Raw genomic sequence first — 17,427 nt, forward strand, 5'->3', positions numbered from 1 at the left:
AGCGATAGTCAAGAGTGTCCCCCCGCGAAGCACGGCGAAGCAAACGTGCAAACCAGTACGGACCGCAGGCGAAGGAAGGCGGGAAAGTGAATTATCACAAATTCAGGACGCAGGGCAAAAAAAATTTTACCAGACGCGGAGTCACAGAGAGCAAATAACTGGTTTCTCTATACCTCTGTGAGAGTATTATTGCTTTTTTGAAAACGTGCCCGAATATTCACTAAGGGTTAAGGGCTTAAGATTAACGGAAGGAGTTTTCATTATTAGAAGTCTAACAGTATTCCTTATTGTTGTCCTTTTCCTGCCAGCCTGTCTGGGATATCATTTCCGTGGTTCTGGTAATAACCTGCCGGCGGATATTAAAACTGTCGCTATCATACCTTTTGGCAACCAAACCTACGAGAGTCTGGTGGAAACTTATATGGTAAACTCCCTGGTGAATGAGTTTTCCCGCAGCAAGCGGCTTAAAGTAGTTGGTGAGAAGGATGCTGATCTGGTTATCAGCGGTGCGGTTTTAAATATTTCCACCAACAGTATTTCTTACGTTGGGGATGATCAGACCTATGAATACCGGGTTAAGGTGAAAATTGAGGTGGAGGCCCGTGATGTTCGCCGGGATTTTGTCATCTGGCAGAATAACAGGATGACCGAAGTGGAAGAATATCATACCAGTGGTGTCCCCAATGATGTCCAGATCCAGAAACGTATTGCCATGCAAAAAGTCTGCAAAGTGTTGGCTGAGAATATTCATGATCGATTATTTATTGATTTCTAATGTTATCCCGGCTTGATAAAAATCTGAAGCAGGCTGCCTCACTGGGGGCTGAATTTGGTTGCTGCCTGGTCTATGGCCAGGAAGATTATCCGGTTTCCTACCTTTTCTCTTCCCTGAAGAAACTTATCCAGCAACAAGAGACCATAACCGTTGAACAGTATGATTATTCGCAGGTTTCACTGGAAGAGATCCTTTTCAACTGGGATGCTCTGTCACTATTTGCTGAAAAAAAAATTATAGTCCTTAGTCACCTGGACAGGCTGAAAAAAAATGATGCCAAACTGTTGCAGGAATGGCTGGACGCTCACCATGATACCAGCGGTCTATTCTTGTTCTTTACCGCAGTGAAGGTAGATGGCCGTTTACCGTTTGTTAAGGCGGTAAAAAAATATGGAGAAGTAATTAAAACTGATCATCTGCCGCCGGCTGAAGTGCGAAAGCTGATGGCCAGACATGGGGAAAAATATGATGTCAGCTTTGCCCCCCAGGTGATTGATACCCTGATGCATTATCATGATGGAAATCTTCAGCTTATTTTCCGTGAGGCGGAGAAGTTGGCATTGTTTGTCGGTTCTGGAGGGGTGGTTAAATCTGAGGAGCTTGAACTGCTGGGTTGTGGTACTGCAGCCGGAAATATTTTTACCCTGGTTGATGAACTCGGCGCCGGGAATGTTAAGAAATCATTACAGCTGCTTAACCGGTTGCTGCAGGATAAAACAGTGCCACTGGTTATCCTGAGTATGGTAGTCCGTCACTATCGTCTGCTGGCCCTGGCCTCTTCTCCGTCCAGCCGCGGCAAATCGGCGGGTGATTTAGCCCGAACATTAAGGGTGCCGCCCTTTGTAGTCCAGAAAATCCGCCGCCAGTTGAATAAATTTCCTTTATCCCGACTGTCTGATAGTTTCTCGCTGCTCTCTGAAGTAGATTTTCGCCTGAAATCCTCAAAAATTCCTGAACCCATTATTATGGAGGATATGGTTCTGACTTTATGCCGGGGGAATGCGCGTGATTCCTGACCTTGAAACCAGTTTTTCCCTTTTGCGGGAGCGCTCGGTACCGGTTCATATTGTCGGTCATAGCGTTGCCGTAGCCAAAATTTCCTTGATATTGGGCGAGGCTTTGAATGATATTGGCCGGCAGCAGAATATGGCATTGTTGGCGGCAGCCGGTGTATTGCATGATATTGCCAAGTTTGCAACCTTGAAAACCGGCGAAGATCATGCGCGGGTAGGTGCTGACTGGCTGGATGAAAAAGGTTTGAAACCGGTAGCATGGGTGGTCAGACACCATGTTCGTCTTCAGCTGGATTTGCTTCAGCCTGTTGATGAAAAAGAGCTGGTATTCTACGCCGATAAAAGGGTGCAGCATGAAAAAATTGTTACTCTTCTGCAGCGTTTTATCGATTTGCAGGATCGCTATGGGGAAAACGTGGCGGCATTAGGCTCTCTGGAGGCAATGAAAGAGATTACCCTGGGGCTGGAAAACAAGATTTTTACCGGGCTGTCCTGGTTGCCTGAAGAGATGGGATTACAAGTTGAATCAGTGGGAAGGGATTATCCCGGTCTGACCGGTCATTACTATCAGCAACTGGAGGAATTGTATGAAAAATATATTGACAACCATGTGGAAATATAGTAAGTAATGTCCTCTTTTTGCCATACTGGCACGGGCTTATGTTATTAATACATTTTATTTTTCTCTTGGAGCTGTCCGGTTTGGGCCGGATGATTTATCCAGATTGATAGGAAGAAGGGGTTTAGATGGAAATCAAGGTTATTGATAATGACGTTGAACGGGCGATTAAATTACTGAAAAACAAGCTGAATAAATCCGGCTTATTCCGTGAGTTGAAAAAACGGCGGCATTATGAAAAACCCAGTGTTCGTAAGAAAAAGAAACATCTGGAAGCCCTCAAACGCCTGGCCAAAAAGCGACGATATGGTATAAATTAGCATCTTTTGTAGTAGCTATGAATAAAAAACCGGCTGTCATTTTGACAACCGGTTTTTTTATTTTTGTGTGAATCCTGACTAGTGCTCATCCGGTAACGTTCATTTCTTGATGAACGCGATCAGCCGTCAGCATTCAGTAAAATATCGGAAAACAAGTGGTTAAGCTGATAGCTGAAGGCTAATAGCTAATAGCCCATCCGGGAAGATTAGTTTCCGGATGGAGACTGACTATTATGCAATGCTTGCTCAGGCATTTTTGACCCTTTGATTTTTGGAGTCGACCAAAATAACTATCGGTTTAAGCTCGGCTATTTCCCGATTATCAACCTGAACATAGGAGGCAATAATCACCATGTCGCCTTTGCGGGCTTTATGGGCGGCAGCACCATTAATACATATTTCTCCGCCGTCAGCTTCTCCCTCGATGACATAGGTTGAAAACCGTTCTCCGTTGGTGAGGTTGTAGATGTGAACCAGCTCATATGGCAGGATATCCGCTGCATCGATCAGGGTTTTATCAATAGTTATGCTACCTTCATAGCCAAGGTTGGCATCGGTAACCGTGGCCCGATGGATTTTTGATTTAAACATGGTTCGCAACATGATGTCTTGCTCCTTTCTGGCAATAATGATGGTTTCGTAAAACCCTTATCTTCTTAGTTAGACTGCAAGTTTTAAGGGTTTAAGGAACCGTAAACCTTATACCCTATACCGTATACCTTAATAATATGTTGTCAATAAGTCTGGTTTTTCCCACCCGGACAGCTAAAGCGATGACTGCCCCTTTTTCTATCTGTTCAATTTCCACCAATGTTTCCGGATCACAAACTGCCAGGTATTCAAGCCGGCAGTCTTGATCAGAATCCGCCTGAATCGTATTCCTGACGGTTTGCCTCAGGATTGATGATTGGCGCTCTCCCTGTTTAAAAGCTTCACGGGCCCGGAAAAGACCGCGGGACAGGGACAGCGCTGCCTTCCTTTGTGATGGTGAGAGGTAGACGTTCCGGGAGCTCATTGCCAGGCCGTCCGCTTCACGGACGATGGGAACCCCGATAATTTCGATGGGAAAGTTGAGATCGTTCACCATTTGCCTGATGGCGGCCAGCTGTTGATAGTCTTTTTCACCAAAAAATGCCTTGTTTGGCAACGTAAGATTGAAAAGTTTGGCTACCACCGTCGTAACACCGTTAAAATGACCGGGACGATGAGCGCCGCATAAGCCCCTGGTAATCTTCGCAACGGATACTTCTGTCTGAAATCCTGCTGGATAGATATCTGGCATCCGGGGACTGAAAATTATATCAACTCCAGCCTGTTCACAGGTTCGGCAGTCGCCTTCAAAGTCCCGGGGGTAGATATCAAGATCTTCCCGGGGGCCAAACTGCAGCGGATTGACAAAAATGGAAACAATCACGATCTCGGCAGTCGGGCGGGCTTGTTCCATCAGGGTGGCATGGCCCCGGTGCAGGTAGCCCATGGTCGGGATCAGGGCAATAGTTTTCCCCGCGGCCCGTTGGGACAGTACATATTGTTGCATCTGTTCGGAATCTGTAAAAATCTTCATCTTAACGGAAACTGTGCTTTTCAGTGGGGAAGCTGCCATCTTTTACTTCCTGATGGTATTGCTGGAATGCCTTGATAATCTCAGGCCCGAGGTTGGCATATTGCTTGACAAAAGAGGGCCTGAAACGATCAAAAAGACCTAAAAGATCATGAAGTACCAGTACCTGTCCGTCACAGGCAGGACCAGCGCCGATGCCGATGGTCGGGATACTGACTGAACTGGTGATTTCCGCCGCAATGTCAGCGGGGACACATTCGATAACCAGTCCAAAGGCTCCCGCATCAGTAACGGCTTTGGCATCCGCCAGCAGCTGTTCCTTTTCTCTCTGGACCCGGTAACCGCCCAGCTGATTGACGGCCTGGGGGGTCAGGCCGATATGGGCCAGTACCGGAATTCCGATGGTTGTCAGGGCCTCAATGGTGGCCGCCATGGAAACGCCACCTTCCAGCTTGACGGCTGCGGCGCCGGTTTGCTGCATGATCTTGCCTGCCTGACGTTTGGCATCTTCAATACTGATCTGATAACTCATGAACGGCATGTCGATGACTACCAGAGCCCGGCTGTTTCCCCGCATGACGGCTTTGCCGTGATAGATCATTTCATCGACGGTAACCGGCAGGGTATTAGGATAACCGGCAACCACCACCCCAACAGAATCTCCCACCAGGATCATATCAATGCCGCTCTGGTCAAGGAAACGGGCAAAGGGGTAATCGTAGCCGGTGACCATCGATATTTTTTCTCCCCTGGTTTTCATTTCCTGAATTCGGGCGATAGTAACAGGTTTATCTGTCATCAGAGTTCTCCTTTGGGTCCTCTCAAAAATAACTTCACATTTTGGCATCTCATCTTCAGGCTGTCTTTGCACGATCCTCAATCACAAAGTCCTCAAAATAGCTCACTATTCCTGCGGCTTTGCTCAATCGGATCGCACAAATCAAACCCAAATCTGAGCGCCAATTCTGCGAACTTATTTTTGAGAGAACCCTTAGTTTTTGGCACCAGCCACAAAAAAAGCCTGCCGGAAATGAAATGGCAGGCTACACTTACGAACATGGACAGGCCAAAGTTGTCGGCCAGATTCGCGAATTACAATACGGTTGTGTATGACCTACCGTCTCAGTCCCTTCATGATCGGGGATCCAAGCGGTTTTATCGCGGTCAGGGGCTTATGTTTCGAGCCCCAACAGTTTTTGTGTGCGTATCTTTCTCGAATGTACCTTTATCTTAAATTGAGCGATTAGCTTTTAGCCGTTAGCTTTTAGCCGTTAGCTATTAGTTTAATGATTAAAGCGATTTCACTATATATATACTGTTTACCTGCTGGGTACTGTGTATTGTTAACGTAATACCTTAATTTTACTCAGCTAAATGCTAAATGCTAAGAGCTAAATGCTAAGAGCTAAATGCTAATTGCTTAACTTAGGTTTAGCTTATGGTTTAGTCATCGATTCAATGGCCAGGCTGGAGAGCCAGCTGACCGTCGATTCCGCTGGAACCCGGCTGGTATTAAGGACCACGTGGTAGCTTAAAGGATCCGCCCAGTCTTTTTTAAAATAATATTTAATGTATTCACGACTTTTCTTATCCATCTCTCTGACCAGTTTTTCAGCCTGTGATTCGCTCAGGTTGAGGTTCTCACCCATGGTTCTTTTAACCCGATCCTCAAAGGCTCCAACGATACGGATATGGATAGTGTTCGGATTATCTTGCAGAATACACTGACCACCCCGGCCAACAATCAAAACATGTTGCCGCTGACCCAGACTGGTAATTATCCGGATGATCATTTCCCGGTAGATATCACTGTCAATCCATCCCTGAGAGCCAAGGGCAAAGGGGATTTTCTTACGGTCATCGTAGGTTGTTTCTTCGGGTAATTCCTCAGGTTCTTTATCCTTTTCCTGCTTGAGAAAATCATAATCAATAACTCTGGACAGATAAGCCCGCAGACTGATGTGGCGTTCCTCTTCATAATCAAGGACATTATCAGTGCTGACCTTGGCCTGGGCGGCTACCTGTTCAACAATCTGTTTGTCGAAATAATCTACATTCAGCACTTTAGCCAGCTTTTTGGCGATTTCCAGGCCTCCAGAAGCGAATTCTTTCGAAATAGTTATAACCGGCATCAAGATATCCTCCCTTGCAGGGCGTATGGTTCGGAAAAATCCGATTTCCCCGAACCTGAGATGGAATTGGAAAAGCTGTCATTCCATAAACAATTTTCTTAGGATTGTCAAATAAAAATCTCCAAAGAAGAAGGGGACAGGGTCATTTTTTATCCCGGGATAAAAAATGACCCTGCCCCCTTACAGTCCCGCAAGCCCGGAACATACTTGCCGGGAAGGGAGAAAAAGTATATGGTAGTCCGGAAGCGATGAAGTAGCGATCTTATTCAGGCGCTGTCGGGGAAGAAAGGGGATTGGTTATGTATTGTCCTGCATGTAAATTGTGGTTTTCGGAAGATGGTGCGAGTGTTTGTCCTGCTTGTGGGGGATTGTTGCAGCCCGAGGTGGACAATAGTCCTCACTCATCAGAGCGGAAGGTCCCAGCTGGTGAGGATGAAGCTATCCGTTTTCTGGATGATTTATGGGGGGATAAGGATATTGATGCGGACCTGGAAGGGGAATTTGCCGAAATCTTCGATCTTGATGATGAAGTAGATAAAATGGGGGCGGATGTTGAAACGGAGGATGAGCTGAAACCAGGTAAGCCCGAAGACTTATTTGTTCCTTCTTTGGTTGTGACGCCAAACCGTAATCGCTACTTTCTTCTGTTGTTCTCGGTTTTGGTGGTGATTAGTGTTGGTAGTGGAGTCTGGTTGTATCAGCGGAATCCGGGATCGAAACTGGTGGAAGATGTCGGCAGACCGGTTTCCCGGCAGCAGCAGGTTTATTCCGCGTCCCTGCCGTCAGCAAAAAAACCGGTTGCTCTCCAAAAATCTACGATAGTGAAATCGGAGAAGGATATTGTCAAGCCGGCTGAAAAGCCGCTGAAAAAAACGGTGATGGACGACGCAAAGACAAAAAGTGGAGAAAAAACAGTAACCGAGATAAAAAACCGGGACCTGGTTCAATTGCCAAAGGATGGAAAAGTTATAAGTCCAGTTCCTGTTATTGAGGTTGAGGCCCCAAAAAACACCGGGAGGACGGTGCCGCTTCCCGTTGCTCATGCCCGGGAGAAAACCGCGAAGATAGTCAAAAAATCGGCCGGCAAAACCGTTGCCGGCAAAGTTAAGCTTCCCCGGGTATTTTCCTATGTCATCCAGGTAGGTTCTTTCAAAACAAAAGCAGGTCTGGACCGTCAGCTTGCCAAATTGCGGAAAAATGGTTTTGCCGCCTATCCGGTAAGGGTTGATCTTGGCAAAAAAGGTATTTGGCAACGGGTATACCTCTCCGATGGGACGAGCAGGGAAAAGGCGAAAGTAATGCAGGAAAAACTGCATAAATTGCTTCCCCGGGAGGAAAGTCGGATTGTCAAAATCCGTCCCTAAAACAACCCGGATTGAGTCCCTGATAACCGTTTTCTGATTGCAGGATTCCAGATTTTTTATAGACTTTTAATGAATTTTCGCTATGTTAAGATATACTAGCCCAGAAGTTAAATATTCGGTTTGCTATGACTGTCACTTAAGTGGCAGAGAAAATCAGCGAACTTCGCTTCGCTTGGTACTCGAAGGGTCGGAATTGAATTCTGTCCCCACTTCACGATAGCTGAATAATTTCAGGGATATCGGCAGGAGTAAGATTGATGAAAGAAAACAGTAAACTGCAGAAAAACCTGGCCCGGCTGCCGGCAGTGGATGAATTGCTCCGTAAAGCGGAAATGCAGCTGTTGTTGGAACGTTATCCGCGCAACCTGGTAGTGGAATTAGTTCGCCTGGAATTGGAGAAAATCAAAAAACAGGTGATGGCCGAAAATCTCCAGGTTGAAGAACTTTTTTCCCTGCCGGTTTTTTTCGCCCATTTAGCTGAAACTCTGGAAATGCAGCTGGCCCCACGGTTGAAACGGGTCATCAATGCCACCGGGGTAGTGATCCACACGAACCTGGGGCGCTCGCCATTGCCGACCGCGGCTTTGAAACAGGCCAATGAGATTGCCTGCCGCTATTCAAACCTGGAATATAATCTGGAATCCGGTCGTCGTGGAATCCGCTATGATAATGTTGAAGAGCTGCTTTGCCGGCTGACGGGGGCGGAAGCGGCGATGGTGGTCAACAATAATGCCGGGGCGGTGTTGCTGGTGCTTTCGGCGCTGGCTGCCGGCCGGGAAGTGATTATCTCCCGGGGTGAAATGATTGAAATCGGCGGGGCTTTCCGGATCCCTGAGGTTATTGCCCAGGGTGGGGCAATATTGCGGGAGGTGGGAACCACCAACCGGACTCATCCGGCCGATTATGAACAGGCAATCAATGACGAGACGGCCCTGATTCTAAAAGTTCATACCAGCAATTACCGGGTTTCAGGCTTCACTTCCGCCGTTGATTCGGTTGAGTTGGTAAAGCTGGCGGAGCGATTTTTCCTGCCGGTGATTGAAGATCTTGGCAGCGGTTGTATGATGGATCTCAGTGCCTATGGTGTTGGTGGGGAACCCACGGTACGTCAGGTAGTTAAAACCGGGGTTGGCGTGGTTACCTTCAGCGGCGATAAACTGGTTGGTGGTCCCCAGGCCGGAATCGTGGTTGGCCGTCGGGATTTGATTGAACAGGTGAAGCGGCATCCTTTGAATCGGGCCCTGAGGATTGATAAACTGACCCTGGTTTTCCTGGAAGAAGTACTGAAATGTTACCTTGATGAAGAAAAGGCGGTTTCCTCTCTGCCAACCCTGGCGATGTTGACCCTGTCACCAGCTGAGCTTCGCCGGCGGGCAAACCGTCTGAAGGGACAGATCCACCGCCGGCTGGGGAATGTTTCCGGTTTTAGCCTGACGGTGAAAGAGGGAATATCCCGGGCTGGCGGCGGAGCCTTGCCAATGGTTGAAATTCCTACCTGGCTGGTAGCTTTGCAGGTGGATAATCATTCAGCCTCGGAGTTGGAGCGGTTTTTCCGTTCCCGGCCTCTTCCCATTATTACCAGGATCCTTGATGATCAGCTGATTTTTGACCCCCGGACGTTATTTGCCGATGACGGTCCGGAGATAGCCAGGGCCTGCGAGGAATTGTTGAAATAGCTATGATTATATCCCCCCTTGTTTTATCCCGTCGTCTTTGCCAGCCGGTGATTATCTGTTTGCTTTTCTGGCTGGTTTTTTTTCCACTGCTGGCATATGCCGGCAGCGGTGGGGTGCCGGCAACCAGGGCCGTGGTCAAGGTTTCTGGTTTGAATGTCAGAAAAGCTCCGAATAAACGCAGTCGAAGGTTGTTTGGCCTGAGTCGTCGCACGCGGGTGGAGGTGGTTAAGGAACAGAGACGCTGGGTGAGAATTCGTACCAGGACCGGTCGGGAGGGTTGGGTTTTTCGCCCGCTGGTAAAAATAATCAGGCCGAAAAAGACCTTGCCGGCTATTACCCTGGAACTGGATAATATATCCTCGGAAGTTGGCCCTTATTTCAGTGGTTTAATTCCGTCTTTGAAAAAAAGCCTGCAATCCTATTTCCCCCAACAGCTGAAGCTGGTAATTTCCAAACGTTCCAATCCTGGATCTGAGGGACATTGGCTGATTGCTCTCGAGATTCCTTTCAGTCGGGAAACATACCAGGAAAGTAAAGGCAAGGATGTGGGTCCGGGTACAGTAGACCTGTTGCCATACCTGAAGTATCTGCACGGATTGCTTCAGTATCGTGAGGCGGTTCTCAGTTACCTCGAACAGCACCCTTTTTTTGGTCCTGCTGCGGATATCCCCGGAACTAAAAACGATATTTCCTGTTATCTGAACTTGGTGAAAGGTAATCGTGATATCCTTTTTCTGACTGGGAAGTTGGATGGTCCATTCGCGGTTTTTGCTGATTACCTGTTTATTAAAGTAGAGGGTTACCGATCTTTGAAAATTGCCGCCCTGCTACCTGGCTGTGTTCGGGATTTCAACAAGTTTATTTTGCCTGAGCCTTATTCCTATGACGGCCGACGTACCACGGTAGCAGCTGTGTATGATTTTTTCGGCTTTTCATACTGACTACGTGATAAAATTAACTTGACAGACTGTGCCATTTTTTTTACTTGAGTTGTTGTAATAGAAAGTTATAAAGTGTTTTCCCATACCGTAAACCTTACAAGGACCTAAGCTGAGCTATTAGCGGTTAGCCATTAGCAATTAGCTTTTTAAAATCAGGGCCTTACGTTGATTAGTAACAACACCCAACGGGTGAAGGTGGGTGATATTAAACATCTTGTAATTATTGAGCTAATAGCTAACTGCTAAAAGCTAATCGCTTAATTTAGGAAGGAGTCTATTCCATGAAAAAACAGTATCTTCTGGCACCGGGACCGACACCGGTACCACCTAGGGTTTTACAGGCGATGTCCATGCCCATTCTTCATCACCGGGCTCCGGCTTATAAGGCTATTTTCGAAGAAGTAAGAGCCGGATTGAAATATCTCTTTCAAACCGAAGAGGAGGTGCTGGTTTTTGCCTCATCGGGTACCGGAGCGATGGAAGGCACCATCGCCAATATGTTTTCTCCCGGCGATAAAGTCATTGCCGTGAACGGAGGGAAATTTGGTGAGCGCTGGGGCCAGATTGCCAGTGGTTATGGTTTGGAAGCTATTGTTATTGATGTTCCCTGGGGGACGGCGGTAAACCCTGGGGATATTGCCGATTGCCTGGCCCGGGAAGGGGATGTCCGCGGGGTTTTGATGCAGGCCAGCGAGACTTCAACCGGGGTCATGCATCCGGTAAAAGCCATTGCTGATCTGGTTAAAGACAAAGATCAGACTATCCTGGTTGTCGATGCTATTACCGGAGTTGGAGTTTTTGATCTGCCCATGGATGAATGGGGTCTTGATGTGGTGGTTACCGGTTCCCAGAAAGCCTTGATGCTGCCTCCCGGGCTGGCTTTTGCTGCCGTCAGCCAAAAAGCCTGGGGTTTTAATAAAAAATCATCCCTGCCACGTTATTATTTTGATTTTGCCAAAGAGTTGAAAAACGCGCGGAAAAGCCAGAATGCCTATACGCCGGCGGTTTCGCTGATTATCGGTCTGCGGGAAGTGCTGGCGATGATCAGGGAGGAAACGCTGGAAGGAGTTTTTGCTCGTCATGCCCGTTTAGCCAGTGCTACCCGGGCCGGAGCTCAGGCTCTGGGATTGGAACTTTTTGCCCCGGATGAGCCGTCCAATGCCGTAACCGCGGTGAAAGCTCCTGAAGGTATTGATGGTCAAGAGGTAGTAAAGGTTCTGCGTGATGATTATGGGGTGACCATCGCCGGCGGTCAGGACCATGTCAAGGGGAAAATATTCCGTCTGGCTCATTTGGGTTATGTTGACGATCTGGATGTGTTGACCGGTTTAACCGCCCTGGAAATGGCCCTGATGGATCTTGGCTATGAATTAAATGAACGCAGCGGGGTGCGGGCGGCGCAGATGATTTTGAAGCTTAAAAAATAGCGGGGGGAATAAAAAGTGAAGGTATTAATCAGTGATAAAATGTCCCCCAAGGGGCTGGAAGTTTTCAAACAGTTTCCCGAGCTTGAAGTGGATGTCAAGGTTGGCATGTCCCCGGAAGAGCTTGCTGAGGTTATCGGCCGGTATGATGGCCTGGCGATTCGCAGTGCCACCAAAGTCACCAGTGAGATTATTGCTGCTGCCGACAAACTGAAAGTGGTTGGTCGGGCCGGGATCGGGGTGGATAACGTCGATATTGAAGCGGCTACCAGGCGCGGTATTGTGGTGATGAATACCCCCAAAGGAAACACCATTACCACGGCGGAGCATACCCTTTCCATGATGTTGTCCCTGAGCCGCAATATTCCCCAGGCTACCCAGTCAATGAAGGCGGGGAAATGGGAAAAAAACCGGTTCATGGGCAAGGAATTATTCAATAAAACTCTCGGAGTAGTTGGTCTTGGCAATATCGGCAGCATTGTAGCGGACCGGGCCCGGGGCCTGAAAATGAAGGTGATTGCCTACGATCCTTTTATTTCCGAGGAACGGGCCACTAAAATGGGCATTGAACGGGTCAGCCTGGAAGAGTTATATCAGCGTGCTGATTATATCAGTGTTCATACGCCGATGACCAGTGAAACCCGCCATATGATTAACAAAGAATCTTTTGCCAGGATGAAAGAAGGGGTGCGAATACTCAACTGTGCCCGGGGTGGCATTATCAATGAAGGCGATCTTTACGAAGCCTTGAAGTCGGGAGTGGTGGCCGGGGCGGCCTTTGATGTTTTTGAGCAGGAACCGCCGTCTGCCGACCATCCGCTTCTCAGCCTGGATAATTTTATCTGTACGCCGCATCTTGGAGCTTCCACCGATGAGGCCCAGGTGAATGTGGCCATAACCGTAGCGGAGCAGATTGCTGATTATCTGCTGAATGGGACCATAACCAATGCCCTGAATGTTCCCAGCGTCAGTGCTGAAGTATTAAAAGTTGTGGGGCCGTACCTGACCCTGGCTGAGAAGATGGGTCTTTTTTATTCCCAGATCTGCGAAAGCGGTACCTGCGGTCTCAGTGAAGTGCGGGTTGAATATAAGGGCAAGGTTGCTGAACTTAACCAGGCACCTATTACCACCGCTCTGCTGAAAGGCTTGCTGACCCCCATAGTTGGTACTGTGGTGAATTTTGTCAATGCACCGGCTATTGCCAAAGACCGGGGGATTATGGTGACCGAATCCAAAACCGAGGAGGCGGGTAACTTTTCCAGCATGATCAGTCTGGTCGGCAGCAGTAACGGGGAGTCTTTTACGGTTTCCGGAGCCTTGTTTGGTAAAACCGAGCCGCGGATTGTCCGGATTAACAAGTTTGAAATTGAAGCGCTGCCGGTGGGTCATATCCTGGTTATTTATGCCCATGACAAACCTGGTGTGATTGGCAGTATCGGCTCTTATCTGGGTGAAAATCAGGTTAATATCGGTAAGATGCAGTTTGGTCGGGAACATGCCGGCGGCATGTCCATTTCCATGGTTCAGGTTGATTCTCCTATAACTGAGGAAATACTTGATGGCCTATTGCAAAAACCCAACATTGTTTCGGTGAAAGAAATATATCTATAATTTTTCCGGGATTTTGATTGATTTTTTCATAACTCGGGCGAATGGCTGGAAGATTTTAAGGATCTAACATGGCAAACGTAGTACTGATCGGCACTCAATGGGGCGATGAGGGCAAAGGCAAAATTGTTGATTTGTGGACCGCGCAGGCTGATATGGTGGTTCGTTTCCAGGGCGGGAATAATGCCGGCCACACCCTGATCATTGATGGGGAAAAATTTGTTTTTCATCTTATTCCTTCGGGTATTCTGCATACCGGAACTCAATGTGTTATCGGCAGCGGAGTAGTGGTGGATCCGGCCATTTTGCTGGATGAAATGGAGCAACTGCGGTCCCAGGGGTATGAAAAAGCGCTGGAACGGCTGGTTATCAGTGATGAAGCCCATATTATTCTGCCGACCCATCGATTGATTGACATGGCCCGCGAGGCCGGCTTGGGATGCCGGAAAATCGGCACCACCGGCCGGGGTATCGGGCCGGCTTATGAAGATAAAATGAGCCGCTGCGGCCTGCGTTTTATTGATCTGCAACTAGGTGGAGAACATCTGAAAGAGCGGCTCTATGCCATCGTTGAACGCCACAATCAACTGTTGGAAAAAATTTACGGGGAGAAAGCGGTTTCTCCCGCAGAGGTTCTTGAAGAAATTGAACGGGCTGCGGAAATCTTGCGGCCCATGGTCAGGAAAACGCCTTACCTGCTGCAGGAAGCGGTTGACAATGAGCAGAATATTCTTTTCGAAGGAGCCCAGGGGACGCTGCTGGATATTGATCACGGTACTTTTCCTTTTGTTACCTCATCGTCCACAGTGGCGGCCAATGCTTGTGCTGCCAGTGGCTTTGGCATGAACCGGATCAGCCAGGTGGCCGGGGTTATCAAGGCCTATACCACCAGGGTTGGCGAAGGACCTTTTCCCACTGAACTGAAGGATGAAAATGGTGGCTGGCTGCGGCAAAAAGGTGGCGAATTTGGGGCTACTACCGGGAGGCCACGGCGTTGTGGCTGGCTTGACCTGATCGGCCTGCGCTATGCGGTAATGGTAAATGGCCTGGACAGCTTTGTGGTTACCAAACTGGATGTTCTTTCCGGACTGGAGACCATCGGCGTCTGTGAAGCCTATGAATACCAGGGACAGCGCCTGAATTATTTTCCTTCTTCCATCGAAATGTTGAAAGCATGCTCTCCCGTTTACCGGCAATTGCCCGGCTGGCAGGAAGATATAACCGGGATACTGTTTTTTGATGATCTGCCGGAGAATGCCCGGAATTATATCCTTTTTATGGAAAAACAGCTGGGTATTCCGGCGCTGGTGGTTTCTGTGGGGCCGGATCGGGAACAGACCATCATCAGGGGCAATCCTTTTACGCTATAATTGTTGTCTTCAGGGGGATTTTTCCTTGACAAACAGGGGATAATCGGCTAGGAAGTTGTCCTGTTTTTCGTCGGGGGCCGTTAGCTCAGTTGGTAGAGCATCTGACTTTTAATCAGAGGGTCGCAGGTTCGATCCCTGCACGGCTCACCAAGTAATATCAAGGGGTTGCGACATAAATCGCAACCTCTGTTTTTTTTGGCTTTGCTGACCGGTGTTGACGATTTTTTATCTGCCCCCTCATTTATAGCACTGATTGGATGAAGAAGAAATCTTTTCAGCTCCATCTTGACGGGATTGGCCCGGTTTGTTTTCGCTCCAGTCTCCGGGCCAGACGTCTCAGTATCTCTGTAATTCCTTTCCAGGGTGTCCGGGTTTCAGTGCCTGCAGGGATGTCGCTGACGAGGGCAGAGCAGGCAGTGCGGACCAGGAAGGCATGGATAGAAAAACACCGCTTACATATACAAGAGATTGAAAAGAAGTGTAGGGCCCTGCAGCAACAGGCAGAAGCGGTTAACCCTCATGAAGCCAGGAAGTCATTGATTTTACGGTTGAATCAGCTGGCCGAAAGACACGGCTTCAGTTTTAATCGGATATCTATTCGTCGGCAGCAGACCAGGTGGGGGAGTTGTTCGGCGGCCAACAATATCAGCCTCAATATAAAGCTTACCCTTTTGCCGGATGAATTACGGGATTTCATTATTGTTCATGAGTTGGTGCATACAAAAGTGAAAAATCACGGGAAAAAATTCTGGGATAAACTGGAGGCGATTATTCCTCGGGCCAGGTTCTTGGACCAGCAGCTCAAATCTTACAGCGGTTTGCTGTTTCTTCCTTAGGGCTCTCTCAAAAATAACTTCACATTTTGGCATCTCACCTTCAGGCTGTCTTTGCACGATCCTCAATCACAAAGTCCTCAAAATAGCTCACTATTCCTGCGGCTTTGCTCAATCGGATCGTACAAATCAAACCCAAATCTGAGCGCCAATTCTGCGAACTTATTTTTGAGAGAACCCTTAGATAAAAATCAGATTTTCTATGAGAGAAGACCACCAGATGGGGTGGATTTGCAGTCTGAATTACAAAATGGTTGTTTGGGTTAAGGTTGATTTTTTGTTGATTTTTTATTGACATTTTCTTAGTAATACTATAAAGGATGCGCTCGGTAATCACATAACGGTTATTACCCTGCCATTCCAAATAGTTAAACATGCGTCCCCATCGTCTAGCCTGGCCCAGGACACCGGCCTTTCACGCCGGCGACAGGGGTTCAAATCCCCTTGGGGACGCCATTTTTTCTCTTCTTTTTAATAATTCAACAAAATTCTCTCCCGATTTTTTGGCAGCTTTCTGAGATGGATAAATCAATACATCTTTTCCTGTCCTCTATTTCCCCTCTTATAAACCACGGTAACAGTTTCTGTTACTGACTTCATGCCGCTTATTTTATCATCCTTGAGGCTGATTCTTGCTGATATTCCCTTTTTATGTTAAGGGTCCGTAAAATCTGCCGAAGAAAAGGGATGGAGGCATTACTATGGGCATTCTGGTAACCGGGGCTGCCGGATTTATCGGTTTTCATTACAGTAAAAAATTGCTGGATGCCGGGTACCGGGTGGTGGGCCTGGATAATCTTAATCCCTATTATGATGTCCACTTGAAGCATGACCGCCTGGAAATTCTGAAAGGTTATGACCGCTTTGAATTTGCCGATCTTGACCTGGCTGATCAGGACGGCATGGCGGAGCTTTTTGACCGCCATGATTTTTCCCGGGTAGTGAACCTGGCAGCCCAGGCCGGGGTTCGCTACAGCCTGGAAAATCCCCGATCCTACGTGGACAGCAACCTGGTTGGTTTCCTCAATATCCTTGAAGGTTGCCGACACCATAAGATCGAACATCTCATCTATGCTTCCTCCAGTTCGGTGTACGGTCTTAATACCCTGATGCCCTTTTCCGTCCACCATAATGTCGATCATCCCGTCAGTCTCTATGCTGCCAGCAAGAAAGCCAACGAGCTGATGGCCCATACCTACAGTCATCTCTATGGTCTGCCCACCACCGGTCTGCGTTTTTTTACCGTCTATGGTCCCTGGGGGCGGCCGGACATGGCGCTTTTTCTTTTTACCCGGGCAATCCTTGAAGGTGAGCCGATCAAGGTGTTTAATTACGGCAAGATGCAGCGAGATTTTACCTACGTTGATGACATTGTCGAAGGAATGTTTCGTCTGCTGGACCACCTGCCGGAACCTGATCCACACTGGCGGGGTGATGATCCAGATCCGGGAACCAGCCCGGCACCTTACCGGATTTATAATATTGGCAATAACAATCCGGTGCAGTTGATGGATTTTATCGGCGCCATTGAAACGGCCCTGGGCCGGAAGGCGGAAAAGGAAATGTTGCCCATCCAGCCGGGTGATGTGCCGGCTACCTATGCCGATGTTGATGCCCTGCAGCAGGCGGTGGGTTTCCGGCCGTCGACGCCGCTGAAAACCGGGGTGGAACGTTTTATTGCCTGGTACCGGGAATATTATCAAAAGTAAAAAAAGTGCGGATGTTGCTTTTATGTGACGTAACATGTTGATTTTTAAAGGCTAAAGGCTAAAGGCTAAAGGCTAAAGGCTA

Annotated in this window: 17 protein-coding genes and 2 tRNA genes; 14 read left to right on the top strand and 5 right to left on the bottom strand. The window is 48.1% G+C overall.

The annotated features are described in order from the left end of the window. Nucleotides 1-205 precede the first annotated feature (205 nt). The 4 genes from U9P07_03330 to rpsU all read left to right on the top strand — a co-directional run bounded on the left by U9P07_03330 (nucleotide 206) and on the right by rpsU (nucleotide 2,727). On the top strand, nucleotides 206-775 hold the full coding sequence (locus U9P07_03330) for an LptE family protein (GenBank protein MEA2108436.1): 570 nt from the start codon (nucleotides 206-208) through the stop codon (nucleotides 773-775). Next, a complete protein-coding gene (gene holA / locus U9P07_03335) occupies nucleotides 775-1,791 on the top strand; it encodes a DNA polymerase III subunit delta (GenBank protein MEA2108437.1) in 1,017 nt (338 codons plus the stop codon). The genes U9P07_03330 and holA overlap by 1 nt, the downstream gene beginning before the upstream one ends. Continuing rightward, nucleotides 1,781-2,410, top strand: a complete 630-nt coding sequence (locus tag U9P07_03340) for an HD domain-containing protein (GenBank protein ID MEA2108438.1) — start codon at nucleotides 1,781-1,783, stop codon at nucleotides 2,408-2,410. The genes holA and U9P07_03340 overlap by 11 nt, the downstream gene beginning before the upstream one ends. A gap of 125 nt (nucleotides 2,411-2,535) precedes the next feature. Continuing rightward, a complete protein-coding gene (rpsU, locus tag U9P07_03345) occupies nucleotides 2,536-2,727 on the top strand; it encodes a 30S ribosomal protein S21 (protein MEA2108439.1) in 192 nt (63 codons plus the stop codon). A 246-nt stretch (nucleotides 2,728-2,973) separates the two neighbouring features. Here rpsU and panD read toward each other — a convergent pair whose 3' ends face one another. The 4 genes from panD to U9P07_03365 form a co-directional block, all read right to left on the bottom strand. Further along, nucleotides 2,974-3,330, bottom strand: coding sequence for an aspartate 1-decarboxylase (gene panD, locus U9P07_03350; GenBank protein ID MEA2108440.1), 357 nt, complete (start codon nucleotides 3,328-3,330; stop codon nucleotides 2,974-2,976). A gap of 103 nt (nucleotides 3,331-3,433) precedes the next feature. Beyond that, the gene (gene panC / locus U9P07_03355) at nucleotides 3,434-4,291 is read right to left on the bottom strand and encodes a pantoate--beta-alanine ligase (GenBank protein MEA2108441.1); all 858 of its coding nucleotides are present in this window, start codon (nucleotides 4,289-4,291) and stop codon (nucleotides 3,434-3,436) included. A 1-nt stretch (nucleotide 4,292) separates the two neighbouring features. Beyond that, nucleotides 4,293-5,087 carry a 3-methyl-2-oxobutanoate hydroxymethyltransferase gene (gene panB / locus U9P07_03360; GenBank protein MEA2108442.1) on the bottom strand — a complete coding sequence of 265 codons (795 nt, stop codon included), beginning with the start codon at nucleotides 5,085-5,087 and terminating at the stop codon, nucleotides 4,293-4,295. Nucleotides 5,088-5,724: 637 nt separating this feature from the next. Then, entirely contained in the window at nucleotides 5,725-6,420 is a 696-nt protein-coding gene (locus U9P07_03365; GenBank protein ID MEA2108443.1) for a cytidylate kinase-like family protein, read from the bottom strand. Nucleotides 6,421-6,719: 299 nt separating this feature from the next. On the opposite strand from U9P07_03365, the gene U9P07_03370 reads away from it, so the two are divergent. From U9P07_03370 to U9P07_03405, 8 genes are all read left to right on the top strand, one after another. Continuing rightward, on the top strand, nucleotides 6,720-7,784 hold the full coding sequence (locus U9P07_03370) for an SPOR domain-containing protein (GenBank protein ID MEA2108444.1): 1,065 nt from the start codon (nucleotides 6,720-6,722) through the stop codon (nucleotides 7,782-7,784). Between the two features lie 257 nt (nucleotides 7,785-8,041). Further along, nucleotides 8,042-9,460, top strand: coding sequence for an L-seryl-tRNA(Sec) selenium transferase (gene selA / locus U9P07_03375; GenBank protein ID MEA2108445.1), 1,419 nt, complete (start codon nucleotides 8,042-8,044; stop codon nucleotides 9,458-9,460). 2 nt (nucleotides 9,461-9,462) lie between these two features. After that, entirely contained in the window at nucleotides 9,463-10,401 is a 939-nt protein-coding gene (locus tag U9P07_03380; GenBank protein MEA2108446.1) for an SH3 domain-containing protein, read from the top strand. A 281-nt stretch (nucleotides 10,402-10,682) separates the two neighbouring features. After that, the gene (locus U9P07_03385; protein MEA2108447.1) at nucleotides 10,683-11,828 is read left to right on the top strand and encodes an alanine--glyoxylate aminotransferase family protein; all 1,146 of its coding nucleotides are present in this window, start codon (nucleotides 10,683-10,685) and stop codon (nucleotides 11,826-11,828) included. Nucleotides 11,829-11,843: 15 nt separating this feature from the next. Beyond that, the gene (gene serA / locus U9P07_03390) at nucleotides 11,844-13,436 is read left to right on the top strand and encodes a phosphoglycerate dehydrogenase (protein MEA2108448.1); all 1,593 of its coding nucleotides are present in this window, start codon (nucleotides 11,844-11,846) and stop codon (nucleotides 13,434-13,436) included. A gap of 68 nt (nucleotides 13,437-13,504) precedes the next feature. Further along, nucleotides 13,505-14,803 (top strand): adenylosuccinate synthase, encoded by a 1,299-nt coding sequence (locus tag U9P07_03395; protein MEA2108449.1) that lies wholly within the window; start codon nucleotides 13,505-13,507, stop codon nucleotides 14,801-14,803. Between the two features lie 74 nt (nucleotides 14,804-14,877). Further along, a tRNA-Lys gene (locus tag U9P07_03400) sits at nucleotides 14,878-14,953 on the top strand. A 107-nt stretch (nucleotides 14,954-15,060) separates the two neighbouring features. Continuing rightward, complete coding sequence (locus U9P07_03405) at nucleotides 15,061-15,639, top strand: YgjP-like metallopeptidase domain-containing protein (GenBank protein MEA2108450.1); 579 nt, start codon at nucleotides 15,061-15,063, stop codon at nucleotides 15,637-15,639. Nucleotides 15,640-15,679: 40 nt separating this feature from the next. On the opposite strand, the gene U9P07_03410 is transcribed toward U9P07_03405, so the two are convergent. Beyond that, on the bottom strand, nucleotides 15,680-16,012 hold the full coding sequence (locus U9P07_03410; protein MEA2108451.1) for a hypothetical protein: 333 nt from the start codon (nucleotides 16,010-16,012) through the stop codon (nucleotides 15,680-15,682). Between the two features lie 2 nt (nucleotides 16,013-16,014). On the opposite strand from U9P07_03410, the gene U9P07_03415 reads away from it, so the two are divergent. Further along, nucleotides 16,015-16,092 (top strand) — tRNA-Glu (locus U9P07_03415). A 245-nt stretch (nucleotides 16,093-16,337) separates the two neighbouring features. Then, complete coding sequence (locus U9P07_03420; protein MEA2108452.1) at nucleotides 16,338-17,345, top strand: NAD-dependent epimerase; 1,008 nt, start codon at nucleotides 16,338-16,340, stop codon at nucleotides 17,343-17,345. Nucleotides 17,346-17,427 lie beyond the last annotated feature (82 nt).

It is taken from the genome of Pseudomonadota bacterium, from assembly GCA_034660915.1.
GTDB lineage: Bacteria > Desulfobacterota > Anaeroferrophillalia > Anaeroferrophillales > Anaeroferrophillaceae > DQWO01.

Excerpts from the sequence above, each read along its gene's own strand:
- holA (MEA2108437.1), top strand. The coding sequence starts at position 775 with ATGTTATCCCGGCTTGATAAAAATCTGAAGCAGGCTGCCTCACTGGGG.
- rpsU (MEA2108439.1), top strand. The coding sequence starts at position 2,536 with ATGGAAATCAAGGTTATTGATAATGACGTTGAACGGGCGATTAAATTA.
- panD (MEA2108440.1), bottom strand. The coding sequence starts at position 3,330 with ATGTTGCGAACCATGTTTAAATCAAAAATCCATCGGGCCACGGTTACC.
- panC (MEA2108441.1), bottom strand. The coding sequence starts at position 4,291 with ATGAAGATTTTTACAGATTCCGAACAGATGCAACAATATGTACTGTCC.
- panB (MEA2108442.1), bottom strand. The coding sequence starts at position 5,087 with ATGACAGATAAACCTGTTACTATCGCCCGAATTCAGGAAATGAAAACC.
- U9P07_03365 (MEA2108443.1), bottom strand. The coding sequence starts at position 6,420 with ATGCCGGTTATAACTATTTCGAAAGAATTCGCTTCTGGAGGCCTGGAA.
- U9P07_03370 (MEA2108444.1), top strand. The coding sequence starts at position 6,720 with ATGTATTGTCCTGCATGTAAATTGTGGTTTTCGGAAGATGGTGCGAGT.
- selA (MEA2108445.1), top strand. The coding sequence starts at position 8,042 with ATGAAAGAAAACAGTAAACTGCAGAAAAACCTGGCCCGGCTGCCGGCA.
- U9P07_03380 (MEA2108446.1), top strand. The coding sequence starts at position 9,463 with ATGATTATATCCCCCCTTGTTTTATCCCGTCGTCTTTGCCAGCCGGTG.
- U9P07_03385 (MEA2108447.1), top strand. The coding sequence starts at position 10,683 with ATGAAAAAACAGTATCTTCTGGCACCGGGACCGACACCGGTACCACCT.
- U9P07_03395 (MEA2108449.1), top strand. The coding sequence starts at position 13,505 with ATGGCAAACGTAGTACTGATCGGCACTCAATGGGGCGATGAGGGCAAA.
- U9P07_03405 (MEA2108450.1), top strand. The coding sequence starts at position 15,061 with ATGAAGAAGAAATCTTTTCAGCTCCATCTTGACGGGATTGGCCCGGTT.
- U9P07_03410 (MEA2108451.1), bottom strand. The coding sequence starts at position 16,012 with ATGTTTAACTATTTGGAATGGCAGGGTAATAACCGTTATGTGATTACC.
- U9P07_03420 (MEA2108452.1), top strand. The coding sequence starts at position 16,338 with ATGGGCATTCTGGTAACCGGGGCTGCCGGATTTATCGGTTTTCATTAC.